This is a genomic window from Nostoc sp. FACHB-190 (genome assembly GCF_014696905.1).
In the GTDB taxonomy this organism is placed as follows: Bacteria; Cyanobacteriota; Cyanobacteriia; order Cyanobacteriales; family Nostocaceae; genus Nostoc_B.
This window is the reverse complement of sequence record NZ_JACJQW010000001.1, coordinates 588087-614447: the sequence shown is the minus strand read 5'-3', so window position 1 is coordinate 614447 and position 26361 is coordinate 588087. Positions and strand designations below refer to the sequence as shown.

17 protein-coding genes are annotated in these 26361 nt (G+C 40.3%); 7 read left to right on the top strand and 10 right to left on the bottom strand.

The genetic code is table 11. The features are described 5' to 3' along the window. Positions 1 to 4: 4 nt before the first annotated feature. The 6 genes from H6G28_RS02695 to H6G28_RS02670 form a co-directional block, all read right to left on the bottom strand. Positions 5 to 1468 carry an SLC13 family permease gene (locus H6G28_RS02695; protein WP_190668797.1) on the bottom strand — a complete coding sequence of 488 codons (1464 nt, stop codon included), beginning with the start codon at positions 1466 to 1468 and terminating at the stop codon, positions 5 to 7. Positions 1469 to 2410: 942 nt separating this feature from the next. Continuing rightward, positions 2411 to 2908, bottom strand: a complete 498-nt coding sequence (locus H6G28_RS02690) for a DUF427 domain-containing protein (RefSeq protein ID WP_190587959.1) — start codon at positions 2906 to 2908, stop codon at positions 2411 to 2413. A 99-nt stretch (positions 2909 to 3007) separates the two neighbouring features. Next, complete coding sequence (locus tag H6G28_RS02685) at positions 3008 to 4591, bottom strand: beta-barrel domain-containing protein (protein ID WP_190587960.1); 1584 nt, start codon at positions 4589 to 4591, stop codon at positions 3008 to 3010. A gap of 46 nt (positions 4592 to 4637) precedes the next feature. Continuing rightward, complete coding sequence (locus H6G28_RS02680; protein ID WP_190587961.1) at positions 4638 to 7634, bottom strand: peptidase domain-containing ABC transporter; 2997 nt, start codon at positions 7632 to 7634, stop codon at positions 4638 to 4640. Positions 7635 to 8004: 370 nt separating this feature from the next. Next, entirely contained in the window at positions 8005 to 8679 is a 675-nt protein-coding gene (locus H6G28_RS02675; RefSeq protein ID WP_190668795.1) for a 5'-methylthioadenosine/S-adenosylhomocysteine nucleosidase family protein, read from the bottom strand. 420 nt (positions 8680 to 9099) lie between these two features. Beyond that, on the bottom strand, positions 9100 to 9951 hold the full coding sequence (locus H6G28_RS02670; protein ID WP_190668794.1) for a ferritin-like domain-containing protein: 852 nt from the start codon (positions 9949 to 9951) through the stop codon (positions 9100 to 9102). 288 nt (positions 9952 to 10239) lie between these two features. On the opposite strand from H6G28_RS02670, the gene H6G28_RS02665 reads away from it, so the two are divergent. The 5 genes from H6G28_RS02665 to H6G28_RS02645 all read left to right on the top strand — a co-directional run bounded on the left by H6G28_RS02665 (position 10240) and on the right by H6G28_RS02645 (position 17403). Further along, a complete protein-coding gene (locus H6G28_RS02665) occupies positions 10240 to 12939 on the top strand; it encodes an efflux RND transporter permease subunit (RefSeq protein WP_190668791.1) in 2700 nt (899 codons plus the stop codon). Then, on the top strand, positions 12939 to 13922 hold the full coding sequence (hpnA, locus tag H6G28_RS02660; protein WP_190668789.1) for a hopanoid-associated sugar epimerase: 984 nt from the start codon (positions 12939 to 12941) through the stop codon (positions 13920 to 13922). Before H6G28_RS02665 ends, hpnA begins: the two co-directional genes overlap by 1 nt. 109 nt (positions 13923 to 14031) lie before the next feature. Next, positions 14032 to 15051 carry an adenosyl-hopene transferase HpnH gene (gene hpnH / locus H6G28_RS02655; protein ID WP_190587966.1) on the top strand — a complete coding sequence of 340 codons (1020 nt, stop codon included), beginning with the start codon at positions 14032 to 14034 and terminating at the stop codon, positions 15049 to 15051. A 166-nt stretch (positions 15052 to 15217) separates the two neighbouring features. Continuing rightward, positions 15218 to 17020 carry a serine/threonine protein kinase gene (locus tag H6G28_RS02650; protein ID WP_190668787.1) on the top strand — a complete coding sequence of 601 codons (1803 nt, stop codon included), beginning with the start codon at positions 15218 to 15220 and terminating at the stop codon, positions 17018 to 17020. A gap of 11 nt (positions 17021 to 17031) precedes the next feature. After that, entirely contained in the window at positions 17032 to 17403 is a 372-nt protein-coding gene (locus tag H6G28_RS02645; protein WP_190668785.1) for a DUF2237 family protein, read from the top strand. A 171-nt stretch (positions 17404 to 17574) separates the two neighbouring features. On the opposite strand, the gene H6G28_RS02640 is transcribed toward H6G28_RS02645, so the two are convergent. The 4 genes from H6G28_RS02640 to H6G28_RS02625 form a co-directional block, all read right to left on the bottom strand. Next, on the bottom strand, positions 17575 to 18405 hold the full coding sequence (locus tag H6G28_RS02640) for a squalene/phytoene synthase family protein (RefSeq protein WP_190587969.1): 831 nt from the start codon (positions 18403 to 18405) through the stop codon (positions 17575 to 17577). 669 nt (positions 18406 to 19074) lie between these two features. Further along, positions 19075 to 20286: an aspartate aminotransferase gene (locus H6G28_RS02635; RefSeq protein ID WP_190668783.1), complete on the bottom strand. Its 1212-nt coding sequence runs from the start codon at positions 20284 to 20286 to the stop codon at positions 19075 to 19077. A 161-nt stretch (positions 20287 to 20447) separates the two neighbouring features. After that, positions 20448 to 21635 (bottom strand): iron-containing alcohol dehydrogenase family protein, encoded by a 1188-nt coding sequence (locus H6G28_RS02630; protein ID WP_190668781.1) that lies wholly within the window; start codon positions 21633 to 21635, stop codon positions 20448 to 20450. 436 nt (positions 21636 to 22071) lie between these two features. Beyond that, positions 22072 to 22593, bottom strand: a complete 522-nt coding sequence (locus tag H6G28_RS02625) for a Ycf51 family protein (RefSeq protein ID WP_190668779.1) — start codon at positions 22591 to 22593, stop codon at positions 22072 to 22074. A 1320-nt stretch (positions 22594 to 23913) separates the two neighbouring features. On the opposite strand from H6G28_RS02625, the gene H6G28_RS02620 reads away from it, so the two are divergent. Beyond that, positions 23914 to 24879: a terpene synthase family protein gene (locus H6G28_RS02620; protein ID WP_190668777.1), complete on the top strand. Its 966-nt coding sequence runs from the start codon at positions 23914 to 23916 to the stop codon at positions 24877 to 24879. A gap of 90 nt (positions 24880 to 24969) precedes the next feature. Then, positions 24970 to 26361: a cytochrome P450 gene (locus H6G28_RS02615; RefSeq protein WP_190668775.1), complete on the top strand. Its 1392-nt coding sequence runs from the start codon at positions 24970 to 24972 to the stop codon at positions 26359 to 26361.

The window sequence follows — 26361 nt, the reverse complement described above, 5'->3', positions numbered from 1 at the left end:
AGAATTAGAGAGATAATCCTACCCAACGCCACCAGGTGTAATAAAACAGCAGAATTAAAGCCAAGTGAATCACAATCATTACTGAACTTAACCGGAGTAAATCTGTTGGTTTAAAACCTTCGTCGGCATCTTGATAAACCATTAATGCTTTAGAACTGACAGGAAAAGTTAGGCAATAGTCCATACCCAAAGTGCTGAGAAATAAGACAGCAACAGGATTGATATTTAAACTGTTAGCGAGATAAAGCAACGGCGGTACTAAAGCTGCTGCCCTAGCGGTGTGAGAAGTCATATATATGTGGGAAGTGAGAGAAATAATGGCAATTAGTAACAAAATTAAGAAGTGAGATTTGGCGCTGTTGATGTCACTAAATTGAAAAATATTGTTAATCAACCATCCCGAAGCACCAGAACTGATTAATGCTTTACCTAATACTAAAGTTGCCCCGACAAAAATAATTAAATTCCAGGAAACAGCTTTGACAGCATCTTTCCATTTAATCACTCCAAAGTTCGGCGCGGTGAGAATCATGGCACCGATGACGGTGACGGTAGCTATTTCTAAACCATGCCATTGTTCTGTTAGCCACAGTGCCAACATTAACAAAACAACCCATAATGTTTGGCGTTCTGGTGGAGATAAAGGTTTTGTTTGTAAACATTCCACATTTAATTTTTGTTGCAGGCGTTGTTTGTCTAAAAACAACCGCATAATTACCCAACAAGAGGCGTAACTAGCAACAACTCCAAAAGGTAAGCCATAAAGTAACCACTGACTAAAAGAAATACTGGTATTAGAAATTTCTTTTAGTAAATCTTGGGCGACTAAATGGGAGCCTGCGCCTGTGAGCGAAATGATTGTAGAGACTAGAATTACAGTGGGCATTAAGAGTGCGATCGCCTGACGAGTTCGTTGATCGTCTGTAGCATTGGCGACACTACGATAAATCGGATGGGTAACAGCAGCACGTCCCGAAGTCGAGGGAATTAAAAAAGATAGGGGAATTAAAACTGTAGTTAATAGCCAAAATAAACTGCTAACATTATGTGCTTTTGCTGCCACTATTTGAGTCAGTCTTGTGGCTAAACCTGTTTGCTTAACTGCACCTCCTAAAATAAACGCCCCTATCATTAACCAAACAACATCAGACCCCAAAGACTCAAAAAACTGTTCTTGAGAAATGCTTCCGGTTAATAGCAGCAATAGCACAGAAAATAAAGCCACATAACCAGCATTAATTGAAGTCGTTGACCACAAAATGACTGCTAGGAGAAAGACAAATATAGTCAACCTTCCTGGTATAGATAAACCCTGGGGCAAAAAGACTACTACTCCAGATAGAGATGTTAAAAATAGTGTTACGAGTGACTTAATTTGCCAACGGTTGGAAATGCGAAAAAATTTACTAAGTCTCACTAATAAATTATTTATCGGGATACCCTTGTGTTGATTTACAGGTAGTTTCATGTTCTAGGTTTTGCTGACACTGGTTGAGACAGACTTATTTGTAGGTGTGCCTCTTGACTGAAATTGCAGCCTGAAGTTTAACTTTGACTTAATCTAAATTTAATTAGGGCTTGATGAGAACATAATTAAGGAAACATGAGAAAAGTCTCATGAAACATCAGCAGTTGACTCACGTCGTCAATCTCATACTCATTCCAGATCCCCGACTTGTTTAACAAGTCGGGGATCTATTTCATAAAGAGTGCTGAGTTGAAAGTGCTGAGAATGATAAAATTTGCGTAGCTTGGGTGTAATGAAGCGAATTTAGTAGGGGCGGGTTTATTTAGATCATCGTTAATTGGTGAGCATATCTGTAAACCCATCCCTACTTTAAACCTTTTGGCAGAGGGTAGATTTATTTTCTAAAACCCTAATATCTCCTAACTTTGACTCAGGATGTCTTAATATTTAGCAACATATTATGTAAGTAATATAATGTCAAAGAGTAAACTTTGGTATCAAAGTTAATTCTCAAGATTTAGCTGTGATAAATTAATAATTGAAGTTGAGAAACTTCCCTGGCAGATCAACAGCCAATGTTCAAGTTAGTTATGAGGTAAAAACGCTGTTTAATTTGAATCTGTCTCGCATAAACGACAACACCCAACTCGAACACTAATATTTCCTCCTCTGGGTAAACTGAGGCGTTATAACTGATAGTTGAATGTATATCGGTTAAAGCCTAAGATGAATGATGTATTTGAGGAAATTACTAAGTGAGTAGTAGTTAGGGTGTTGTTGTTTTGAGTAGGTTATAGGTTACAGGTTATAGGTGACAGGTATAGCGTTTTCTGATTAAGTGCAGTACAAGTTGATAGAGGCTAGAGGCTAGATTGATGTACGTTATTGGAATGAAAAACGCTATGACAGAGTTTTGATTATTTCAACTCAGCACACAGAAATTTACCATCCCCAAGTACCGGGGCTGCCTTTAAATGGCCCGACAATATTATTAGTCACCCAACCACCGTAGAAGTTTCCTGGTTGTGGTTGGACTTTTTCACCATCTACATAACAAGCATCCATTAAATGAGCGTAGAAAGCCACATGGTCTTTAATAGATGCAAATGCTGATGTTGGGCTGGGATAATACCAAGCGGCGTTTTGGACTTCTTTATCACCAACGCGAATGGTGTAATAACCGGCGCGTCCTTTCCACTCGCAAAAACTAGATTGGGGTACTGATATCAAATATTCCATTTTGATATCTTCTGGTGGGAGGTAGTAGGAGGGGGGATGGCTGGTTTCTAAGACACGTTTGGCGTTGTGGGTGTCTGCAATGGTTACGCCATTAAAAATTATCTGTATGTGTTTGTTGACAGGTTCTAAGCGCGGGGGACGGGGATAATCCCATACTGATTCTTGTCCAGGTGCTGGTTCGATGCGTTGATGAAAAACCATACAAGTAGGTAGAAATAAATATGCGATCGCCTTTACTTTACCGTAAAGTCATAGGTTGGTGTAAATGCGATCGCTGCAACAAAACTCAAAGCGCCTAAATTAGCGTACTTCTTTTAAACTGTCCACTTGCTTGGTAAACAACTCAGTAAATAGACTCATGACCGTTCTTTCTTCCCTTACCTTAATATTAGCTGTGATTGACATCCCAGACTGCAAGGGTAGTTCTTTCCCATTCATTTCGAGTGCTTGCTTATCTAAGGATATTCTGGCAGGGAATCGGTAGAATTTATGAGTTTCATCCGGTGGTAAAGCATCAGAACCCACAGAAACTAATTCTCCTTTAATATCACCAAATTCGCTGAAAGGAAAAGAATCAATTCTGATATCCGCCTTCATTCCTTCCCGGACAAATCCAATATCTTGATTAGTAATAAATACGTCAGCAATATACTTATCGTTGGGGACAATTTGCAGTAATTTTTGGGTTGAATTAGCTACAAACCCCGGATTTTTTGCTTGTAAATCAAAAACTGTCCCACTCACAGGTGCGCGGAGTTCTTGGTATCTGAGATTGAGTTGGGCTTGGGAAAGTTTACTAGTAATATCTGCTAAACGCTGTTCGTTCTCTAGGACAATTTTGATAAATTGGCTATCAATATCTGCGATACGCTGTTTATTTTCTGAGATTTTTTCTAAAACATTTTTACCGGAAACCGCTACAGTATTAGTTAGTTCTTGCCGTCCTCTTTCGATTTCATATTTGAGGCGTTTATCTTCTTCTTGTAGTTGGGCGACTTCGGCTTCTAGGGTTTGTACTTGTTGTTGTTGATTCAGATATTGTAACTGAGAAATTCCCCCTTCTTCAGCCAAGGTTTTCAGTTTATTGAAAATCTGCTGTTGAATTGCTAAACTTGATTGGGTATCAGCGATTTTAACTTGGTTTTGGGTTAGTTGTTTTTTGGTTTTTTCAATTTCTAATTGTGCTGCATTGGCGCGGGTAGCTAATTCTAGTTTAGACACTTGTAGACGTTGTTGTTCATCCACACCCAGCCCTTGAGTAGATGAGGAACTTCTTAGTTCTTTGCGTAACAATTCATTTTCAGCAACTAAGGCGGCGCGACTTTTCAACAAAAATACGGCATCTGTTGGTAATCTACTGCGTAAAAACTCTAATTCTGAACCCACAGTATAACTAGAATTCATCAAGCGACGATAAATTTGATTTTCTCGAATCAAACTATTCCGTACTTGAATTAAGGAATTTAATTCGGCTATAGTTGCAACGGTTTCAAAGGTGAGTAATAAATCTCCTTGGTTGACTTTCTGTCCATCCTTTACATAAATTGCTTTGACGACACCATTGACTGGTGCTTGCACTTCTTTGACTGTTCCTTGGGGTTTTAATTGTCCAGTCGCAGGTACAACTTGTTCAATTTTGGCAATACAAGCCCAAGCAATACCAAACCCAGCTAATGCTATCAAGGTCAACATAATTGTGCGTGACCAAACTGGGGACTGGCGTAAAACAACCGATTGTTCAAAGTTATCAAATCTTTGATTTATTAAAGGCTGTTGGGAAACTTTCTTTACAGATGTTAATACAGGTGATTCGGTAGGAGTTTCTGAATGATGTTTACCGTTACCATTATTGCCATTGAGACGATTACCATTTACTTGAGTCATAGTAGTTTTACCCTTGAGGAATAATGAGTGATTAACCCTTGACTAATTACAAATTAACTTCTTGCTGTTGATATAGGTAAGAATAATGACCTTTAGCAGCCATTAACTCTTGATGACTTCCTTGTTCTATGACTCGGCTTGCGTCCATGACAACGATAGTATCTGCATGGCTGACGGTGTTTAGGCGGTGGGTAATGAAAAATACTGTACTACCTTGAAAGGCTTTGGCTAAGTTTAAACAAACTTGGCGTTCTGTGGGGTAATCTAAGGCACTGGTGGCCTCATCTAAGACTAGCAGTTTTGGTCGTTGAAGTACAGAACGAGCGATCGCAATTCTTTGTCTTTGTCCTCCCGAAAGTCCCGCACCTCTTTCACCAACGCGGGTATTGTAACCGTTGGGTAAGCCCATAATAAATTCATGGGCGCAAGCCACACGCGCGGCTTCAATAATTTCTTCGGTGGTTGCTTCGGGGTTAGTTAAAGCAATATTTTCTTGTACTGTTCCGTCAAACAATAATGTTTCTTGGGGAACGACACCTATTTGTCTTCTTAAAGAGTAAAGTTCAACTTTGGCAATATCATAACCATCAATTAAAATTCTGCCGGATTCCACATCATATAATCGCAGCAGTAATTTCATCATTGTACTTTTACCAGAGCCACTCTGCCCGACAATGCCTATAAATTGTCCGGTGCTAAATTCCAGGTTGATATTAGTTAGTTGTAAGGGGCCATTGGGGTTAAAGCGGAAGGAAACATTGTCAAATTTCACTGCACCTTCAATGGCTGGTAAGGGAATGTTACCTCTGTCTGCTTCCCCTTCTTCTGGAGTATCAACAATATCACTTAATCGTTCTAAAGATAAAGCAGTTTCTTGGAAGTTTTGCCAGAGTTGGGCTAAACGTAAAATTGGGCTGGTGACATAACCAGAAATAATCCGAAATGCAATTAATTCACCTAATGTCAGTTCACCTTGCAAAACTAAATAAGCACCCACCCATAAAACTAGTAAACTACTGAGTTTATTGAGAAAGTTACTCGTAGAATTAGCCAAGGTTGAAGTAACAACAGTTTTAAATCCTGCGCCTACATAACGAGCATAACGCTCTTGCCAAGAAAAGCGCGATCGCAATTCGATATTTTGCGCTTTTACTGTTTGAATACCAGACATCACCTCAACTAAATAAGACTGAGTTTCCGAGTTGCGTTCGGCTTTGTTGCGTAACTGTTTACTAATTGTAGGTGAAGCGATTAAGGTAATTACAACAAATATGGGAATTGTCCCTAAACCAACTAAGGTTAGTTGCCAACTGTAAAACAGCATGACAACAATATAAACTACAGAAAATAAGGCATCTAACCCGACAGTTAAGGCTGTCCCGGTGAGAAACTGACGAATATTTTCTAACTCGTTGATTCTGGTTGACAATTCACCGACGGGACGGCGTTCAAAATAGCGCAGTGGTAATCTTAATAAGTGGTCAATAATCTGTGAACCCAAACCCATATCAATGCGGTTGGTTGTATCCACAAATAAATAAGTCCGCAAAGTCCCAATTATCGCTTCAAACAGTCCCACTACTAACAGTAATGCACCCAGAACATTCAAAGTACTAATGCTGTTCTGGACAATTACTTTGTCGATAATTAACTGAATTACCAGTGGGTTTGCTAGTTGTGCTAACTGGACAAAGAACGAAGCGATAAATACTTCAATTAGCACTCGACGGTAGCGCGACAAATAAGGTAAAAACCACGATACACCAAATCTTTCTTTTGGCGTTTCTTTGGTTGCACTTAGCAGTAATACCCGCATTTGTGGCTGGTAATTACCGTCTTCTAGTTCTAAATTTGCCAGTAATTCTTTTGGTTTACAGCGTACTATACCTTGGGATGGCACACCCACAACAACATGATGTGCATCTGCTGAATACAACACAGCGAAATTGCTGCGATAACGAATGAGTGCTGGTGTGGGGAGACGTTCAATTGTCGATGCGGGTAAATCTACTAACTGGGATTTTAAACCAATTAATTCTGCTATGTATGCACAAGCCGGAAAAGATATACTACCTTGGCGTTTAATTTGTTCAGATAAAATGCGTCGTACAACTTCTCGACGTATGGGAATTTGTAAATGCTTGGACAGCATTTGAAAACAAGCAAAAGTCGCATTGACTTCTCCACTACCACGAACAAAGGGGTATTTGAGGTGCTTTTGTTTTTTGGGTGCTGGATAGTCTACCGCCGTAATTTCTTCCGGTGCGTAGGGAATATCTAACTCATCTGTAATCTCTGTTTGTGTATCATAAATAGACTCTTCCTCAGCTTGAGAATAGTTATCTAAAAATGATAAATCTCCTGGTGCAAAACCAATTAACCTTGCAGGATTTTTCCCAGTAACGTCTATTGTGGCTGCATTTAAGTCTAGGCGAGAACCGGGAGGAAAATTCTTAACTTCACCCCCACTCACAAACCAAATGCTATCAATATCTAGCTGGTTAGATGATTTTTTGCCGGGTGATAAGTATTGTATTTGAGTGTTGAGTAAAGCTTGCTCAGATAATTCCAGAAAATTCGTGACAGAATTGGCTTGTTTGGCGACTTGTACACCCAAAACACTAAAAACTTCGGAAATATGGCTGTGATTTTGTCGGGTGTAGGCAAATTCTGGATATTCTGTTATGAGGCGGGAATATTCTTCAATATTTAAAGCTAAACATATCACTTCCGTGGAAGCGATCGCCACTTCACAAGGAACCTGACGCAAAAAACTAATTTCCCCAATAGCTGCACCCGGTTTGAGCAATTTTAATGTAATAGCTGCTTGGGTTTGCGGTTCATAACCCAACAGGCGTACTTGCCCTTCATATAAAAATATGATTTTTTGTGGTATGGTTTCATTGCCTATAATTTTCTGCCCAATGCGATAGCGCCAAGCTTCTAGTTTTTCCGCAATACTCACAATCACTTCGGCAGGTAATTGCTCAAATCCTGCTACATTAGCAATAAAATCTTGAAAGGCGCTTTTAATATAGGTCATACTTTAAACTTGATTTGATATTGGGAAAAACTTACAATCTTGACTGTGTTCAAGATAATCAAAAAGCAATTAATTTATATTATGGTTCGGTTAAATAGGTCGCTTAAACTACAACTAATAAACATACCTTCTATCCTGGTTAAATAAATTCAGTTTTTGTTATTTGATAGCTTGACTTTTTTAGTTACAGCCAAGTCTTAACATTAATTAATATTCTCTCTAGAAGTAATAATACATAACCTATTTAACTTGAAAAATTATACTGACTCAGATCCCCGACTTCTTCAAGAAGCCGGGGATCTGGTTGTTCATGTAAAACAAAATTATCACACCCTCGTGTATAGATATCGTAAATTATTGGTTAAAAATTTTAGGTATTGATCAAGTGACGATTCAACAGTGCTTGAGTAACTTTTTCCAGTACCTTTAAACCTTGTAAAGAACCACGAATTAGCCGAGTCGCTGCAATGGGTTGACTGATTAAACCCCACGCTAAAGGTAAAGTTTGCAGTGAACCATCGGTACTGATAGCGGCGGAAAGGTCAGGAATATCATGTAAACTGTCATCACTGACCACCCGTAAGACAGTCACTTCAATTCCCATTGCTTGAAAAAACTGTAAAGCGGCAAAACTTTCCATATCAACAACATCACAGTTAGATGTTGCCGCTAACGATGATTTTTCTGTAGCAGACCAGATGACGCGATCGCTTGTCAAGCCTTTCACTAATGAGACTTTTGATAGTACAGCAGATAAATGATTCATCAAGGAGCGATCGCATTCTTGCACAAGTCCTTGATAAGTGCAACTTTGATACAATACTACGTCCCCAACAGCGTAATTCTGGCGCAAGCTACCACACAAACCCATCACTATTACCTTGGCTGGTGAATGCTGTTTGTCCAATTGCTGCAAGGATTTCGTCAACGATTGCATTCCCACTGGTATTGCCAAAACCGTTGGTATAGACTCCGTATTTTGACGCAAGCCACGAGACACAGCTTTATACTCCGCACCCTGCGGCACTAAAATCACAGTGTTCATTATCAATATTTGTGTGGAGACAATTATTTTGTGAAGGGGGACAAGGGAGACAAGGGAGAATTATCAGTATCAGTACTAGTGAATGTTTCAGCCTTGCAGCCACTTCTTCCCCCTACACCTCTAAGCTACGGTGTACACACAAATCTGGGTTGAGTACATCTGTCCCGCCTCGGAATCAATTCCGAGTCTCACAGCGCAAGTCCTCTGAAGAGGACTCAACAAGAAACTCATTCCAGTCCACCAAGCGTGGACTTTAGCTATGAGCCTGGAACTTTAGTTCTAGGCGGGATGCGTTTCATACTGCCTATTTTCGACTTGTGTGTACACGGTAGACACCCCTACGGGGAAGTCAAAATTCAAAAGTTCAGAGATTTTTTTACTTTTGACTTTTGACTTTTAACTTTTGACTTGATTTTGCCCCTACACCCTTACCCCCTCCCCAAACGCTTTCCGTTTCGGTAGTAACTGGAGAGTATTCCAAGCTGTGGTGGCGAGTCGAGGTAGCAGTTGTGGTTGCAATATCCGCGAGTCGAACTTACTCATTCGCCGTTGATTTTCTTGGATGCACACTTTGAGGAATTTTTCAAGTGTTAAATCTTGACTAAACACACTGGCTCCACTGGCGGTAAAACCTGCACCGTTGGGATCAGATTCACCAATGGCTTTAATCACACTGCTCAAGGCTCTACCGTAATACCAGAGAGTTTTAGCACTCCGCAGGGGTAAAAATCCATCACCACGTTGAATTTGTAAATCAGTGAACCAGTTGACAAAAAATACAATATGCCGTATCTCTTCATCAACAATTGAGTCAAAGATTGTGAAGATTTGCTCAGGAAATACTCTGGCTTCTCGCGCAATTTCAAATAAGCCAAAGGCAAAAAAAGAATCGAGACATTCTTCAAAACCAAATTCAATGAATGTTTGCTCAAGGTTAGCGGGAATTTCTATGGGTGGACAAGCAGGCATAGGAATGTCATAACGCTCAATAAACACTTTCAGCAAGCGAGCGTGACGAGATTCTTCTTTACCTTGGAGAGCGATCGCATCTTGTAAAATGCCACTGTCTAAAGTTTTGGCATATTCACTGACAATAACACCCGCTTGACGTTCTTTATTCAAAGCCTGACCCCAAAAAGGGATGCTTCGCAAAAGTTCCAAAGCTGCATTATCCAAATCAGGCCAAGGGAGATGCTCAGGCTCATATTCCCTGTAACTCTCCATAAAACTACGACAGAATAATTCCCTATGGTCAACAGAACCAATCTTCATAATTAAATTTTATGTGTGCTTAAAATTGCCGTTAGAATCAGGACTATGTAGTGAGTAACACAAGTTATTTCTCAGCATAGAGTAATACATTAATGATTACCTAGTGCTGATTGCTCAGTATTAATTATTAAGTGTTTAAGTAGAAGAAATTTTTTGACCGTTTATCCTTTATGCTTTTTTAAGAAACCCATTAAGTAAAATTGCCCACCAAAGGAAACTAAACCACCCAAACTTTAGACGATTAATGTAGCATGACAATTAATTGGGACACCAGCAAAATTTTCCAAGATGGTAAAGGTTAGTAGCGCAAAATCTGCACGAGAACGCTTCAATATCTCCAAATTGGCCATTGACTTCTCGTGGTTGACAGTGAGTTTCTGGATTGCTGTAACGGTAGCTGGGCTTTTGGCGTTCAGTTCCCTCAAGTATGCTTTGTTTCCAGATATTACTTTCCCGGTGGTGGTAGTTAACGCCACAGCACCACTAACAACAGCAATTGATACAGAAGCCAAGCTCACCAAACCAATTGAAGAGCGCCTCCGCTCTGTAGAAGGACTAGATGATCTGCGTTCATCAGCTTATCCTGGTCAAACGGCAGTTAGTTTAGCTTTTGCAGTTGGTACTGATTTAGAAAAATCCACCAGCAAGGTAGAAACTGCACTTAAACAGTTAAGCCTGCCGCAAGGGGCAAATTACAAAATTATTCCCCTAAATTTAAACGAATCAGCAGCCGTTAGCTACACAATAGAGAGTGCTTCGCAGAATCTCACAGAATTGACCAAGGTAGCAAAAGACAAAATTATCCCAGTCATTACCAAGGTACCGGGAGTTTTGAAAGTCAATTTGTTGGGAGAGCCTAGTTCTCAACCAGCTTTACCAAGCGCCCAAAATGCAACTGCGGCACTTCCCCAAGGTGGAGCCACATTAGTTCGGTTTAATGGGCAAGATGCGCTGGCTTTTCAAGTAATCAAACGGGGTAACGCCAACACCTTAGAAGTTGTGAGTCGGGTAGAAAAAGAAGTTCAAAAGCTCACAACTAACCTCAAAGATGTCAAACTCACTTTAGCTGCTACCCAAGCTGAGTATATTCGTAATGCCACCAAGTCAACCATTGACGCGCTGATTGAAGCCATAGTGTTGGCTATTGTCGTCATCTTTCCTTTCTTGTGGAGTTGGCGAGCCACCTTAATTTCGGCACTGGCGATTCCGACTTCATTGTTGGCGACGTTTATTGTCATGGCAATTTTCGGCTTCAACTTAGAAACGATTACATTGTTAGCGTTGGCATTAGTCATTGGCAGCGTGATTGATGATGCCATCATCGATGTCGAAAATATTATGCGGCATATTGAAGAAGGAGAAAGCCCTCGTCAAGCTGCCTTCTCAGCCACCAGTGAAATTGGGTTAACCGTTGTTGCCACCACAGCTACAGCCGTGGCAGTGTTTTTACCAATTGGTTTGATGGGTGGTGTCGTTGGGCAATTCTTCAAGCCCTTTGGAATTACAGTTTCCGCTTCTTATATTGCTTCTACCTTAGTAGCCCGGACACTATCACCAGTTTTGTCCACTTACTGGCTCAAACCAATCTCTACCAATACTCCCCGCAAGGAAGGAAAACTGTGGTCAGGGTTTGCCCAAGCCTACCGGAAGTTGCTGTATTGGTCGTTAAACCACCGCAAAACAGTAGTTTTATTAGCGGTTCTCAGCTTTGTTGGGGGAATTGCCCTAGTACCCTTCATTCCCAAAGGTTTTATCCCGAAATTAGACCGGGGCGAATTTAATATTACCTATACGGCTCCCTTACCACAAATCCCTGATATTGCCACTTTGCAAAAACAAGCAGCACAGGCAGCACAAGCCGGGATTCCCTTGTCATCTCAACCCCCCATTTCTCTTCCCAACCCGCTCAATGATTCTCTGGAAGTTGCGAAAAAACTAGAAGCGGTGGTGAGAAAATCCCCAGCCGTGGAAACAGTCTTTACTACCGTCGGTTCCCGCGAAGGTGAACCCAATAAAGGTACGCTTTACGTCAAGTTGAAGGAAGACAGAGAGCTAAAGACGGCGGAAGTCCAAGACCAAATACGCGCTCAGTTGCCTAATTTACCAGGCGTAACTACCAGTGTGGAAGACATTCAATTTATCGATACTGGTGGGCAAAAACCCTTACAAGTGTCATTAAGGGGAGAAAATCTCCAAGAACTGAACAAAGCAGCCCAAGCGATTAAAGAACGCATCGCCAAAATGCCGGGATTTGCTGATGTGACGGTAACAGGTGACAGTAAAAACCAGGGGGGAATTTTCCAAATTGAGCGACTGAATAATCAGCGTGTGGCTTATATCAGTGCCAATTTAGGGCAGGATTTGTCTTTGGGTAGTGCCACAGACAAAATCGTTGCGGAAGCCAAAGAAGTGTTACCTGCTGGTGTAACTTTAGACTTGGGTGGCGATTCTGCCCGACAAAACGAAGTCTTTAGCAGTTTTGCTTCTACTTTGGTACTATCGGCACTTTGCATTATTGTGGTGCTGATTTTGTTGTTCCGCAGTTGGATAGACCCTGTAGTTATTGGTGTTTCACTGCCTTTGTCAATTGTGGGAGCCATGCTGGCCTTACTCTTTACCAAGAGTGATTTTGGCATGATTTCCTTAATTGGTTTTGTCTTTTTGTTGGGGCTGGCTAACAAAAATGCGATCGTCTTGGTGGATTACATCAACCAACTGCGTCAAGCTGGTTTAAGCCGCAAAGAAGCCATCTTGAAGGCGGGGCCAGTGCGCCTGCGACCGATTATGATGACCACTGCTTCCACTCTATTAGGGATGTTACCCATTGCTTTGGGTCTGGGTGCTGGTTCAGAATTGCGATCGCCTATGGCTGTTGCTATTGCTGGCGGCTTGATCAGTTCCACAATCCTCAGTTTGATTGTTGTCCCCGTAGTTTACGCCATCTTAGACGACTGGTTCCCCCGCTTTCGTCAGGAGGCAAAATACTAATGCAGGCTTTTGTTACAGGTGGAACCGGCTTTGTCGGTTCCCACTTGGTGCGTTTACTACTGCAACAAGGATACAAAGTCAAAGCTTTAGTCCGCCCCAGCAGCAATTTAGATAATTTACGCGGCTTGGATGTGGAACTAGTCAAAGGCGATTTGACAGATGCTGATATTTGGCAACAAATGAAAGGTTGTCAATATTTATTCCATGTCGCCGCCCATTATTCTTTGTGGCAAGTAGATAGACAACTACTGTATCGTTACAACGTCATCGGTACACGCAATATTCTCGAAGCTGCCCGCAAAGCTGGTATTGAACGCACTGTTTACACCAGTTCCGTATCAGCCATAGGAGTCGGCCCAGGCGGTAAACCTGTCGATGAAACTTATCAAAGCCCTGTCGAAAAACTGATTGGTAATTACAAACAGTCAAAATTTCTCGCCGAACAAGAAGCCAAACAAGCCGCAGCTAGAGGACAAAATGTCGTAATTGTCAACCCCAGTACACCGATTGGTTCACTAGATATCAAACCCACACCCACAGGCGAGATTATCCTGCGGTTTTTGCGGCGAGAAATGCCAGTTTATTTAGACACTGGGCTGAATTTCATCGATGTGCGGGATGTGGCTTGGGGACATTTACTGGCATTGCAAAAAGGGAAAACAGGCGATCGCTATATCTTAGGACACCAAAACCTCAGCCTCAAACAATTACTAGAACAACTTGCCGAAATCACTAATTTACCAGCACCCCAACGCACCATTCCCTCTTGGATACCCTTGAGTGTGGCTTGGATTGATGAGAAAATTCTCGCACCGTTAGGAAAAACGCCTTCCGTCCCTATAGATGGTGTCCGTATGGCTCAACAGCACATGTACTATGACGCGAGTAAAGCTGTCCGCGAGTTGGGACTACCCCAGTCCCCCTTAAAAGCAGCACTTAAAGATGCTGTGGATTGGTTTATTACTGAGGGTTATGTCAAATGAAAGGCAAAAGTCAAGAAAGGAGCTAGAGGCTAGAGGCTAGTATTTTTACTCAGCACTCAGCACTCAGCACTCAGCACTTTTTACTTATAAGAGAGGAGTAATAAATAAAGTGGGAATTAATTTACAACAAGCGATGGATATTGGGAAGTATCTGGTGACTCAGCGTTTTTTAGGGCGCAAACGCTTCCCCTTGGTATTGATGCTAGAACCATTATTTCGCTGTAATTTAGCTTGCACTGGTTGTGGCAAAATTCAGCACCCCGTGGAAATTCTCAAACGCAATCTCACACCAGAAGAATGCTTCGCCGCCGTGGAAGAATGTGGCGCACCTGTAGTTTCTATTCCTGGGGGAGAACCGTTACTCCATCCCCAAATTGATGAGATTGTCCGGGGCTTAGTAGAACGCAAGAAATATGTTTACTTGTGTACCAATGGCTTGTTACTGGAAAAAAGCCTCGACAAATTCCAACCTTCGCCTTACTTTACCTTCAGCGTCCACTTAGATGGAATGCGGGAATGGCATGATAAATGTGTTGATCGCAAAGGCGTGTTTGATACTGCTGTCAACGCCATTCGTGCAGCCAAAGCCAGAGGTTTCCGTGTCACCACCAACACCACCATCTTTGAAGGTGCAAATGTCAAAGAAATGCAAGAATTCTTTGATTTTCTCGAAAGCTTGAATGTTGATGGGATGATGATTTCCCCTGGTTACAGCTACGAATGGGCTCCAGATCAAGACCATTTCCTCAAACGCGAACAAACCCGCGCCCTCTTCCGGGAAATTCTCACACCCTACACATCAGGTAAGAAAAACTGGAACTTCAATCACAATCCCTTGTTCCTAGACTTTCTGATTGGTGAAAAAGACTACGAATGCACACCTTGGGGAAGTCCGAGTTATAGCGTTCTTGGTTGGCAAAAACCCTGTTATTTGTTGAATGAAGGACATTACACCAGCTTCAAAGAATTGCTAGACAAGACAGACTGGAGTAAATACGGCCGCGCTAGTGGTAATCCCCAATGTGCTGATTGTATGGTTCACTGCGGCTACGAACCAACCGCCGCAATGGACGCAATGCAACCGCAAAACATCGCCCGTTCTCTAAGTACAGTGTTTGGCAAGAGTTAGCGTTAAAAGGGAAGAGTAGTTTAGTAGGGTGCGTTAAAGCAAAATGCAACGCGCCCTGCTTTAACATTGTTAAAAACGTTGATTAATAAAGTTAGTTTTGTTATCTTAAGTGTAATCACGTAATACAACAGAAGAATTAACAAACTATAGCTCTTCCTCTAGAACTATGAATAGTACTCCCTATCCAAACTTTAGTGAACAAGGCTATCGAGTTGTACGAGAATTAGGACGCAATCGAGAAGGAGGAAGAATTACTTGGTTAGCATCAGATGTTAATACTACACAACAAGTAGTATTAAAGCAGTTTTGCTTTGCTCAAGTGGGTTCTAGTTGGTCTGGGTTTGCGGCGCATCAACGAGAAATTGAGATATTACAAAAACTGACTCATCCTGGGATTCCTCGATATATAAGCTCGTTTGCTACATCTGATGGGTTTTGTTTAGTACAAGAATATATTCATGCCCAATCTTTAGCAGAACGCCTCGGTGATTTTGACGCAGAAGAAATTAAGCGGATTGCTATCAAAGCCTTAGATATTCTCAGATATTTACAAAATCTGAATCCTCCGGTAATTCATCGAGATATCAAACCGGAAAACATTTTGGTAGATGAAGAACTCAAAGTTTATTTAATTGACTTTGGTTTTGCGCGTATTGGTAGCCAGGAAGTTGCAGGGAGTAGTGTATTTAAGGGGACTCCTGGTTTTATTCCACCAGAACAAATGTTTGAACCGACGCAAGCCACAGACTTGTATGCTTTGGGTACAACGTTGATTTGTTTATTAGCAAAAATTAAGTCTACAGAAATACGCGAATTGTGCGATCGCAATAATCCATACATCATTAAGTTTAAACCTCTTCTCCCCCAATTAAGTCTGCGGTTTCTGGGTTGGCTAGAAAACATGGTACAACCAGAACAAAACAAACGCTTTGCTAATGCACAAGCCGCCTTCACAGCACTCCAACCGCTTGAAGTTGTGCGCGTACCCGGAATAGATTTTAGTGAAACAGTATTAGAGTTTAAAGCGAACCGATTAGGTGAAAAGCTCACCCAAAGCATCACCGTTGAAAATACTATTCCCGATACTTTATTACAAGGGAAATGGGAAGTTGCACCCCATCCTCATGATCCGCCACATACGCCAGATTCTCACGCTTGGATTTCAGTAACACCTACTACGTTTAGCAGGAATCATACCCAGTTTCAAGTTGAGGTGGATACGATTAAATTGATGGCGGATAAGTCGTATAAACGTCAACTCATACTGCATAGTAATGCTTATCCAGCAAGTCATACTTTAACGGTAAAAGTGCAGACAGCCGCTTTACCAATTGAAAAAACCGAAATATCTTACACTTGGCTTGTTGGTGTGGCATTAATTGGAGCGATCGCACCTTTATTGATAAATTTGTTGATGGTGCTTGCTGGTATATATTCAACCTTGAATTGGTTGATAGCTTTTGCTGTTACATATTCAACCTTGACTTGGGTTATAGGTTTTGTTGGTTTAGAGAAAGTGATGAAGACTGTGATTGGGGCAGGAATTGGGTTAGTCAGTGGCTCTTTTGTGGGGCTTTGTGCTGGGCTTTTCATTGCTATGATTCCAACGGTATTTGGCGCTAATTATGATGTTGTTAACAACATATTCAGGATTATGGGAATAATTGGGTCTGTTGTGGGATTAGTGTATGGTGGTTTTTTGGGGTTCGTAGTTTGGGGAAAAGATGATATTCAGTCCAATAAGGATAAAAAATTCTACTGGTCTAGAGCGATATTGTATTTACTCACAGCAGGGTTAGGAACTAGCTTTGGAATTATTGTTATAATCGGCTTTGTCACTCCCTACACGCCAATAGCACTAACAGGGATAGGATTACCATTAATCAGCCTCTTGCTTTATCCACCCTTAAAACGACGCAGGCTAATAACTAAATATCGCCAGTCCGAAGAGTCTTTAATCAAACCCTAATAAATACAGATATGGCAGAAGCTAAAAATGTACTCGGCACAGATTTAGAAGTTTGTTGTACTTCACCGATGACTGGTTATTACCGTGATGGTTACTGTAGCACTGGTGGGCAAGATTTTGGAATGCACGTTGTTTGCGCCCAGGTGACAGCCGAATTTTTGGAATTTACCAAATCCCGTGGTAATGATTTGAGTACAGCATTTCCTGAATATAATTTTCCCGGATTACGCCCTGGCGATCGCTGGTGTTTGTGTGCAGCCCGTTGGCAAGAAGCAATGGAAGCTGGTTACGCGCCCCCTGTCGTTCTCGAAGCCACCCACGCTAGAGCTTTAGAAGTCTGTTCTTTGGCAGATTTAAAAAAATACGCCTTTTCTGCGCCTTAAGCCTTAAGTTAAAATACAGACGCGATCGCTCACGTCTGTATTGTATGGTTACTTGCTTTTGAGATTTACGACGTAGTTAAAAATTTGGGTTAATAACCAAAATACACCACAGTCTAAAAATCAGCACTATTAAACTTGAACTTACTTAATCAATCGTATTGAACAAAGTTATTAACTAGCTTTGACATTGACAGCATTTAATTGCTCAAGCAAGGCGATAACTTCACTGCGGCTGAGTTTCTCCTTACCATTGGCAAGAGCATCAATCGTACCATGTGCCAAAGTTAACGGAATTTGACAAAAGTTTAAAGCTGGGCCAGCAGGTAAAGCTTGAGTATAAGCATCAGCTAACGCTAAGTTGCGTAGGGCATACTCTTGCATTTCTGTGACTGTCCAACCATCTGGAAAGAAGCTGACACCACGCCCCATATCTTCAATGTGGTTGCGGAGGATGTTGACAGCTTGCAAGCCACGACCAAAGCCAATTGCTAAAGTCCGGTTGGTTTGCGTGCCATCATACCAAGTCCATAAATCTGAAAGTAACAACCCAACTGCGCCAGCAACCCCAAAGGTGTAACGATCTAAATCAGACTCGGTTTCAATTTTCCAGTTGTTTTCTGCCCAATAAGCCATCCGGTCAGCCATTGCTGCGGTTGCATCCCAAATCCGTGGTGCAATAGTCTCAGGGGCTAATAAAGACCATTCTCTGACTCTCAGAGTTACTTCTGCCAAAACATCCTCGTAGCCGCTAAACCCTACGGAAAAAGCGTCAACTGCAAAGCCATCTACTCCTGCTTGTAATGTCAAACTAATATTGTGTAACAGTTGTGCCTTTGTTGAATTATCCAGGTCTGGATGATCTTCAATTTCATCAATGGCACGCATACACAAATATGCTGATGCAACGGCTTCTTGCAATCCTGACGGTAAAATACTAATTGGAATATAAAAAGTTCGACTAGTTGCTTTGAGGATTTGCAAGGCATCACCACGTAAATCCATGTTGTCACTCCCCTCTGAGTTTTTACACCACATGCAGTTGAAAGTTGTTTAATGATCTGGGATATACTTTTTACCTTGAGATGGGTTAGTATTTCATCTCAAGATTAATAGTCTTTGTATCATAATTAACGACAAATTCAAACCGATTAAATTCATGTCTAGTATATAAGACTTTGGTTACTGAAATTTGTGCTGTGTGATTTTATATCTGAATTAAGCGCAATTTTTTGCTGTAAATATAAACAACTGTGCTAAAATCCCGCAGTTTATCTAATTGGGCTTTTCAGTAGTGATGAGCGAATTGATACGCCCAGATAGCCTCTGATTAGGAAGATAGCATAAAATTCCCAAGCAGATTTCTGTATTGTAAAAATATTATGAAAAACCAAATAAAATTTCTCAAAAAATGCTTCTAACTATAAATATCAACAATTAGGGACTTGCAAGGTATAGGAAAACTTTAGCTATTGACCAATTAGCTTGGCAAATACAATATTGCAGCCTAGACAACAATTTTTGCAGCAAATTCACAAGATGAATCTCATTCGGCAAAGTACAATCTTTTTCCCCAACTTGCCCAATGAAAACACAATAATTCAAGACTTTTGAAATTTAACCCTCCACTATAATGGAGTGGAGGTGTTAATAGTTAAAATCTCATGTCACTTATTAAAGTGGCACAGAAACTAATTTTTCCGATTGATATGAGATGCCGGCTTGTTTAAAGCGGTGTAAAGCTTCACCTAAGCGATCGCAATCTGCAATTAAACTAATCCGCACATAGCCTTCACCCGCAACCCCAAAGGCATTCCCCGGAGTCACTACCACGCCTGTTTGTTGCAATACATTCAAGGCAAAATCGGTGGAAGTTGTACCCACAGGACATTTCACCCAAAGATACATGGTGGCTTTGGTTTTCGGAATATCCCAACCCAACTCTCCTAACCCTTGAATCAAAAAGTCGCGGCGGGTACGGTAACGCTGTTGAACTTCGTGTAAATAGACATCTGGCAATTGCAGGGCGGTTTCGGCGGCTGTTTGCAAGGCGGCAAAAATCCCATAATCCAAGTTGGTTTTCAGCGTCCGTAAACCTTGGATAATTTGGCTGTTGCCGACAACAAAACCTACCCGCCAACCAGCCATATTATAAGTTTTGGATAAGGTATGAAACTCCACGCCAATTTCTTTAGCGCCAGGAATTTCTAACAAGCTGGTGGGTTGATAGCCATCAAAAGCTAACTCGGCATAACACAAGTCATGCACCAACAGAATTTCATATTTCCGGGCAAAGGCGACAATTTCTTCAAAAAATTCTCGCGGTGCAGTGGCAGCAGTGGGATTACTGGGATAATTGAAATAGAGAATTTTGGCTTTTTGGGCAACTTCTTCGGGAATTGCCGCTAAATCAATCAACCAATCATTTTCCGGTTTGAGAATCAAGTTATGGATTTGCGCCCCAGCAATTACCGGCCCGCGAAAATGGGCGGGATAAGCTGGTGAAGGTACTAAAACCACATCACCAGGGTTAATATAAGCCATTGCCAAATGTCCTAATCCCTCTTTAGAACCGAGTAGCGGTAAGGCTTCGCTGTCGGGATCAAGCACTACACCATAGCGGCGATTGTACCAGTTGGTAATCGCACGGCGAAAACTCGCAGTTCCTTCAAAGGGCGGATAACCATGATTGGCGGGATTTTGCAAAGCGGCGATCGCCGCTTCTACGACTGGTTGAGGCGTGGGGCCATCCGGGTTCCCCATCCCCAAATCAATCAAATCCAATCCTTGTTCCCTTGCCTTAGCTTTGAGTTCATCCAGACGGGCAAATACATAAGCTGGCAGTTTCTGTATACGTTCTGCTGGGGCAATCCAATTCAGTGTCATTGATGTACCACTTCTTGATACAGTTGATTTGTGAGTAAAATTTCTCTCATACATCACAGTTGGCGGCTGTGGATCAATTGGAGAAATCTATAAAGTGAGCAAAATCTGAGTTTGGTAATCTGGGCAAAAAATCAAGCGTCATTTTGCCAGCCGGAAGTTTTTTACTCTTCAATTGGCTGATCACTTGTCTTTACTGCCACCCGAATGTTTGATTCTCTGCTGTCTGTGGGTGCAGTTGTCGAAACCATCGCGGCCATTAACTGTTCTAGTCCTACCTTGAAAGGTAAGCGGTGAATATCCGAATTGGGTGCGAGAGAAATTTCGGCTGCGGTTTTTAACTCGCTCAATTTAATGTTGCCTAATCCCAAATCATCTAATTTTTGGGGCAAGCCAATCTCTGCATAAAACTTCAACAACTGTTGTCTAGCAGTGCTGGCTAACTGATTACCCAAAATCATTTCTTCTAAACGCAGTTGCACCAAAATACCAAATGCGACTTTTTCGCCGTGGATGCTGGTGTGTCCGGCAATGTGAGTTAAGCCGTTGTGTACAGCATGGGCAGCAACGGTGCGACACTGCGCCCCACCCAAGCCGCCAATGACTCCGGCTAGTAAAACGGTTGCATCCACAACTTCTTGCCAAACTTCACTGCCTGGTTTTTCTAAAGCCTCGGCTGACTTTTGGAATAAAATATCGCGTAAAACTCTGGCTTGTTGGACTGCGGCAATAATTAAAGTCTGTTGTAAATGTCCACTACTCACCGAGGCTTCGTACCATTTAGCGATCGCATCCCCAATGCCAGCTACTAAGGTGTGTTTTGGCGCTGTGGCAATCAAATCATAGTCCAGAATCAATAAATCAGGACAGCGAGACAGCGCCACATCATACAAAAAAGCCCCTGTCTCAGAATATACATTAGAAAGGGCTGTCCAAGCTGCACAAGTAGCGGCGGAAGTGGGAATTGTCACCATTGGTAACTGCAACTGAAAAGCAACTAGTTTTGCAGTATCCAATGCTTTACCGCCACCAACACCAATAATCATGTCGGCTTTGTGTTCTTTTGCCGCCTTCCTTAAAGATTTCAAAGTGGCTTCTGAACAATCTGCACCATAAGAAGCTTGAGCAGTATGCAACTGTTGTTGCTCTAAAATTGGTTGTAAAGTATTTTGAGTCAGGGCTAGAGTTTGATTGCCTGCAATTATTAAAGGACGACTGCCTAACAGGGCAATCTCCTCTGGTGCTGCTGACAAGATTCCAGATCCACGGATGACTTTTGCCGGAGCGATCGCCAGTGCCGATAATGAACTAGATGTTTGAGTAGACAACGTAGTAGCTGATTGATGGGGCATATAATAACTAGTTAGGCAAAACCTGAATTTGTATTGATGCTAGTAGGATTACATAATATTTATAGAAGGCAGTCGCCTATCAACAAAACTCACCATCACTTACGAGCAGCACCCACTAAACATTTTTCCATTGATGAAATTAGTAAGTAATATCTTAATCTAAAAATAATCTCTATTGTATAGTCAAATACAAAAAAAATTGATGTCTTCCCTAACACCAAAATTAGACTTTGCTGTTAGGGAAAATACTTATAAACTAGCAAAAAACTGAAATAATCTAGCGTAGGTGGGTTTAGTTTGTATAGCCCCAGACTTTAGTCTGGGGCTATATGCTTTTTTCTTTTTCCCCCTGCCCCGGTTGGTGAGCGACTTGCCTTGAGCGCAGTCGAAAGGAGCCGAACCACTGCTCCCTGCTTACTCTTTGAGTTAGAAGTCCCTAAGCCGTAGGCTTTGACAACTGAGCAAATTTATCTGTGTAAATCTCAACTGACATATTCATATCTTCCCGTGAAGCCAAATTGCGTTTAATTTGACCAAGGTAAAGCGGTACAGAAACTCCAGGTTCAGGATGTACCAGAGTACGAGCGCGAATTATTAGATAATTGTCGCCTTGTTTACCTAAACGACCATAGGAATATAAATTACTGGCGGCTTGACGCAAAGTTGCTTCTAAAGCTGAAGGGGAAATTTTGGGATTAATGGAAATTACTGTTTGCGTAGAACCATTATCATAAACCAGCGTATATTTTTCGGCTCCCGGAATCACTGTGCGACTTAAGGGTACTAAAGATAGAGCAAATAACCCGCCTGTTAGCACCAGCATAAAGCCAGTTGTACCTACCAGCCGAAAGCGAATGCCCCATTTAAAAATAAAAGCCAGTATTGCTAAGGCAGCAAATACTAAGGTAGCAATACCCGACCACTGGGTGTATTGAAGAAAATCAGCTGTTGAGAACATACAGATTGGCTACTTTGGTGTCTTAACACGATTTACAGACACACCCATTTTACCGATTACTTACACCCCATAACTGATGGAACTCTTTGAGAGAGTCGCTATTCATCAGATTAATAGCCTCATGCTGCAAGTTGCGATCGCTATTCCAGTCCATAGCTAATAAAAATACGCTTATTTGCTTGATATTTATTGGTTATAGATTATACTGCCAATAATAATTTCTTTGATGTTGACCTTGATCAGCTAATGTCAGCATTTAAAGAGAATCTTTTCTGCTAGATAACAGACTTGTTTTATCAAGCTAGAAGACTAGCCCTTGCAAAATGTAACTTTGAGCCATAAAAATTGACCTAGCCTATGCTGCAAGCTAGTAAATAGAACACCCATAAAAGCTTATATTTTTCAACTATCATTTGAAATAAAATAATTAAATACTTAGTGTATCTTTTTAGCTAGTATCAATTATAGCTTTGTGTATTTACCCACTATTTCATCTACTAAAAGCAAGAAAAATGTATAAAGATTAAGATATTTCATGATTTTTTGATACTTTTTAAGTAAGTATTACCTGTCTAAATTAGTAATATGTCAGAGTATCGTGACAATATCGTAATAATGCTGAAAAAATAAGTAATTTAAAATGCTAGTATTACTTGTATAAAAATAAAATTTTTATCAAAAGAATAAATTTAATCGATTTATTAAAGCAATTCATTAAATCAATTTAGAAATACTTAGATGAATACAGTATTTTATCTTACACTGTATCAAAAATACATAATTTGACTTAACTAATTACACAAAATTACTGTTATCTTTTATTTAAAAGTATTAAAAAATGATGAAACAAGTTAAGTCTTGAGTTTAAAACTTCGTTAAACAAAGTCTCAAGATGTGTTCGATATAGTGGCATAGACAAACAAAAACAAGCTTTACACTGTGTTTCATGCAGTGTAAAAACCAAGGTGCTGTTCATTAAAGTTTCGACAATACTCTAGCAAATCTAATTAATTAGTGAGTTTATTTTGGTAGCTATTGCTGAATATTTAGCTACTCATTGCTCATAGCTTAAAGCTGGCTCTGCGTGAGACTATTTTTATATACGCAGATATCAAATATTTCTCTGCAAAATTAACGTGTATTTTTGCAGCTATTTTGTTATGGCTGCAAAGTAAATTAAGCATGAATAAGAGTTAAATATCTGGTTTATAGCTGCATAAATTAGATGCTGCAAGTATTGTGAGTGCAAGTGTCAATCTCCGAATTAGCCACTGTCTAAAGCTTCAGAAATCGAGAATTGATTACAATTGCAGAGGATTTATGGAAAAGTTGGTTTTCCCCGATTTATACTGCCCATTTCCTTCTCAAATCAATAAATATGCTGATCTGTTAGAAGAATCTGCTTTAAATTGGGTTACACAATATAATCTTCTAACTAACAACTTAATATATCAACGCTTTTTAAAAGCAAAATTTTATATGTTAGTTGCACTTACCTATCCTTACTGTCAAATAGAAGAACTCAAAGTCGCTAATGATTGGATGAGTTGGATATTTATTTGGGATGACCAATGTGATATGTCAACCTTAAAGCCCGAACTATTAAAGGCTTATCATACAAGATTTATTCAAATATTAAAAGGGGCAGAACTTACTAATGAAGATATACCTCTTAGTTATGCTTTAAGTGATATAAGAATAAGAATGCTAGGATTAGGTAGCCAACAAGTATTCAATCACTTCATTAATACCTTTGAAGATTATTTTTATGGTTGTGAAAAAGAAGCAAATATCAGTACGCTGAAAATAATACCTAGTATGGAAACTTATATGAATATACGTAGAGCAACAATAGGAGTAGAAACTTCTCTGGCATTAACTGAATTCTGCGATAAATTACAGATTACAGATTTTTTGAGGAATCACGAAATTTTAAACCAAATAAAACTGATGGCTACCAATATTATTTGCTGGTCTAATGATATATTCTCATATCCAAAAGAATTAGCAATTAACCATGTTCATAATTTAGTATTAATCCTTCAAAATCAACAAAAAATATCTTTGAATTTAGCAATTAATCTTGCTATAAAAATGCACAATCAAGAAGTTGAAAATCTAATTCAAATGGAGTCATGTATTCCATCTTATGGAGAAAAGATAGATAATGAAATTGCTAAATATTTATCAGGAATACATGCTTGGATTAGTGGACATTTAGCATGGTATTCCTATTCTGGAAGATATCAAACCCTTGAAAAAATAGATTTAGCTAAAGTTAGTTAGAAGTTATTTGAGGTGGAAAATATTTCCAATTAATCTAGAATTTATCAAAATTCAAAAGATATCAATAAAATGTTGTAATGGTATATTCGTATGCAACTACCAAATCAGTTGAAAACTGCTTCTTTGATACAAAAGCTACATTGGGTTGCTGATCCTGTAGGATATATGAAACAGGCAAACAAGCAATATCCAGATATCTTTACTGGCAGTATAGTTGGTTTTGGAGATACTGTCGTATTTGTCAGCCATCCTCAAGGAATCCAAGAGATTTTAAGCAACGATAGAAAACAGTTTACAGCACCTGGAAGCTTTAACAGAATAGGAGAACCCATCGTTGGTAGTTCTTGTATTGCTATGCTTGATGGTAGTCTTCACAAAAAACGCAGACAACTATTGATGCCTGCTTTTCATGGAGAACGAATGCGAGCTTATGGTCAAATAATATCTAATTTAACTGAACAAGTTTTTGCTCACTTACCTGTAGAACAACCTTTTTCAGCTTGTGTTGCGATGCAAGAGATTTCTCTACAAGTAACACTACAAACTATTTTTGGATTATATGAAGGTGAACGTTATCAAACAATCAAGCATCTCTTGGCATCGCTTCTAGATGTTTTTGGTTCACCACTTAATGCCAGCTTGCTAATGTTTCCTTTGTTGCAAAAAGACTTAGGCGCTTGGAGTACTTGGGGGAGATTTTTGAAGTTGCGGCAACAAATTGATGAGTTGCTTTATGCTGAAATTAACGAACGTTGCCAAAGATTCGATCCAAATCGAATAGATGTTCTCTCTTTGCTCATGTCAGCAAAAGATGAAGAAGGCAAAGCAATGACAAATCAGGAGTTGCGAGATGAATTAATACTGATGATGTTTGGTGCCAAAGAAACTTTAGCAATGTCGATGGCTTGGGTATTGTATTGGATTCACTACAAACCGGAAATTCTGAAAAAATTACTCGAAGAACTTGATAATCTTGGTGAATCACCAGATCCTATGAATATTTACAGACTGCCTTATCTGACAGCAGTCTGTAATGAAAGTTTACGAATTCATCCAGCTGTAATTTTGACTTTGCCCAGGGTAGTTCAAGAACCAGTAACAGTACTTGGATATCCATTAGATATTGGTACTGTTGTAGCTGGCTGTATTTATCTTACTCATCACCATAAAGATTTATATCCAGAACCTGATCAATTTAAACCAGAACGCTTTCTCGACAGACAATTTTCCATTTATGAATTTTTACCTTTTGGTGGTGGTTCACGCCGTTGTATTGGTGAAGCTTTGGCTTTATTTGAAATGAAGCTAGTAGTCGCAAAAGTTTTGTCCAATTATCAACTTGCTTTGGTAAGTCGAAAGCCAGAGAGAGTTCATCGGAGAAGTTTCGGTATTGGGCCTACTAATGGAATTCAGATGTTAATTCGTAGACCACGTAACTCTCATAGGTCGTTAGCGAGTGCAGCAACTACATCTGCATCATAA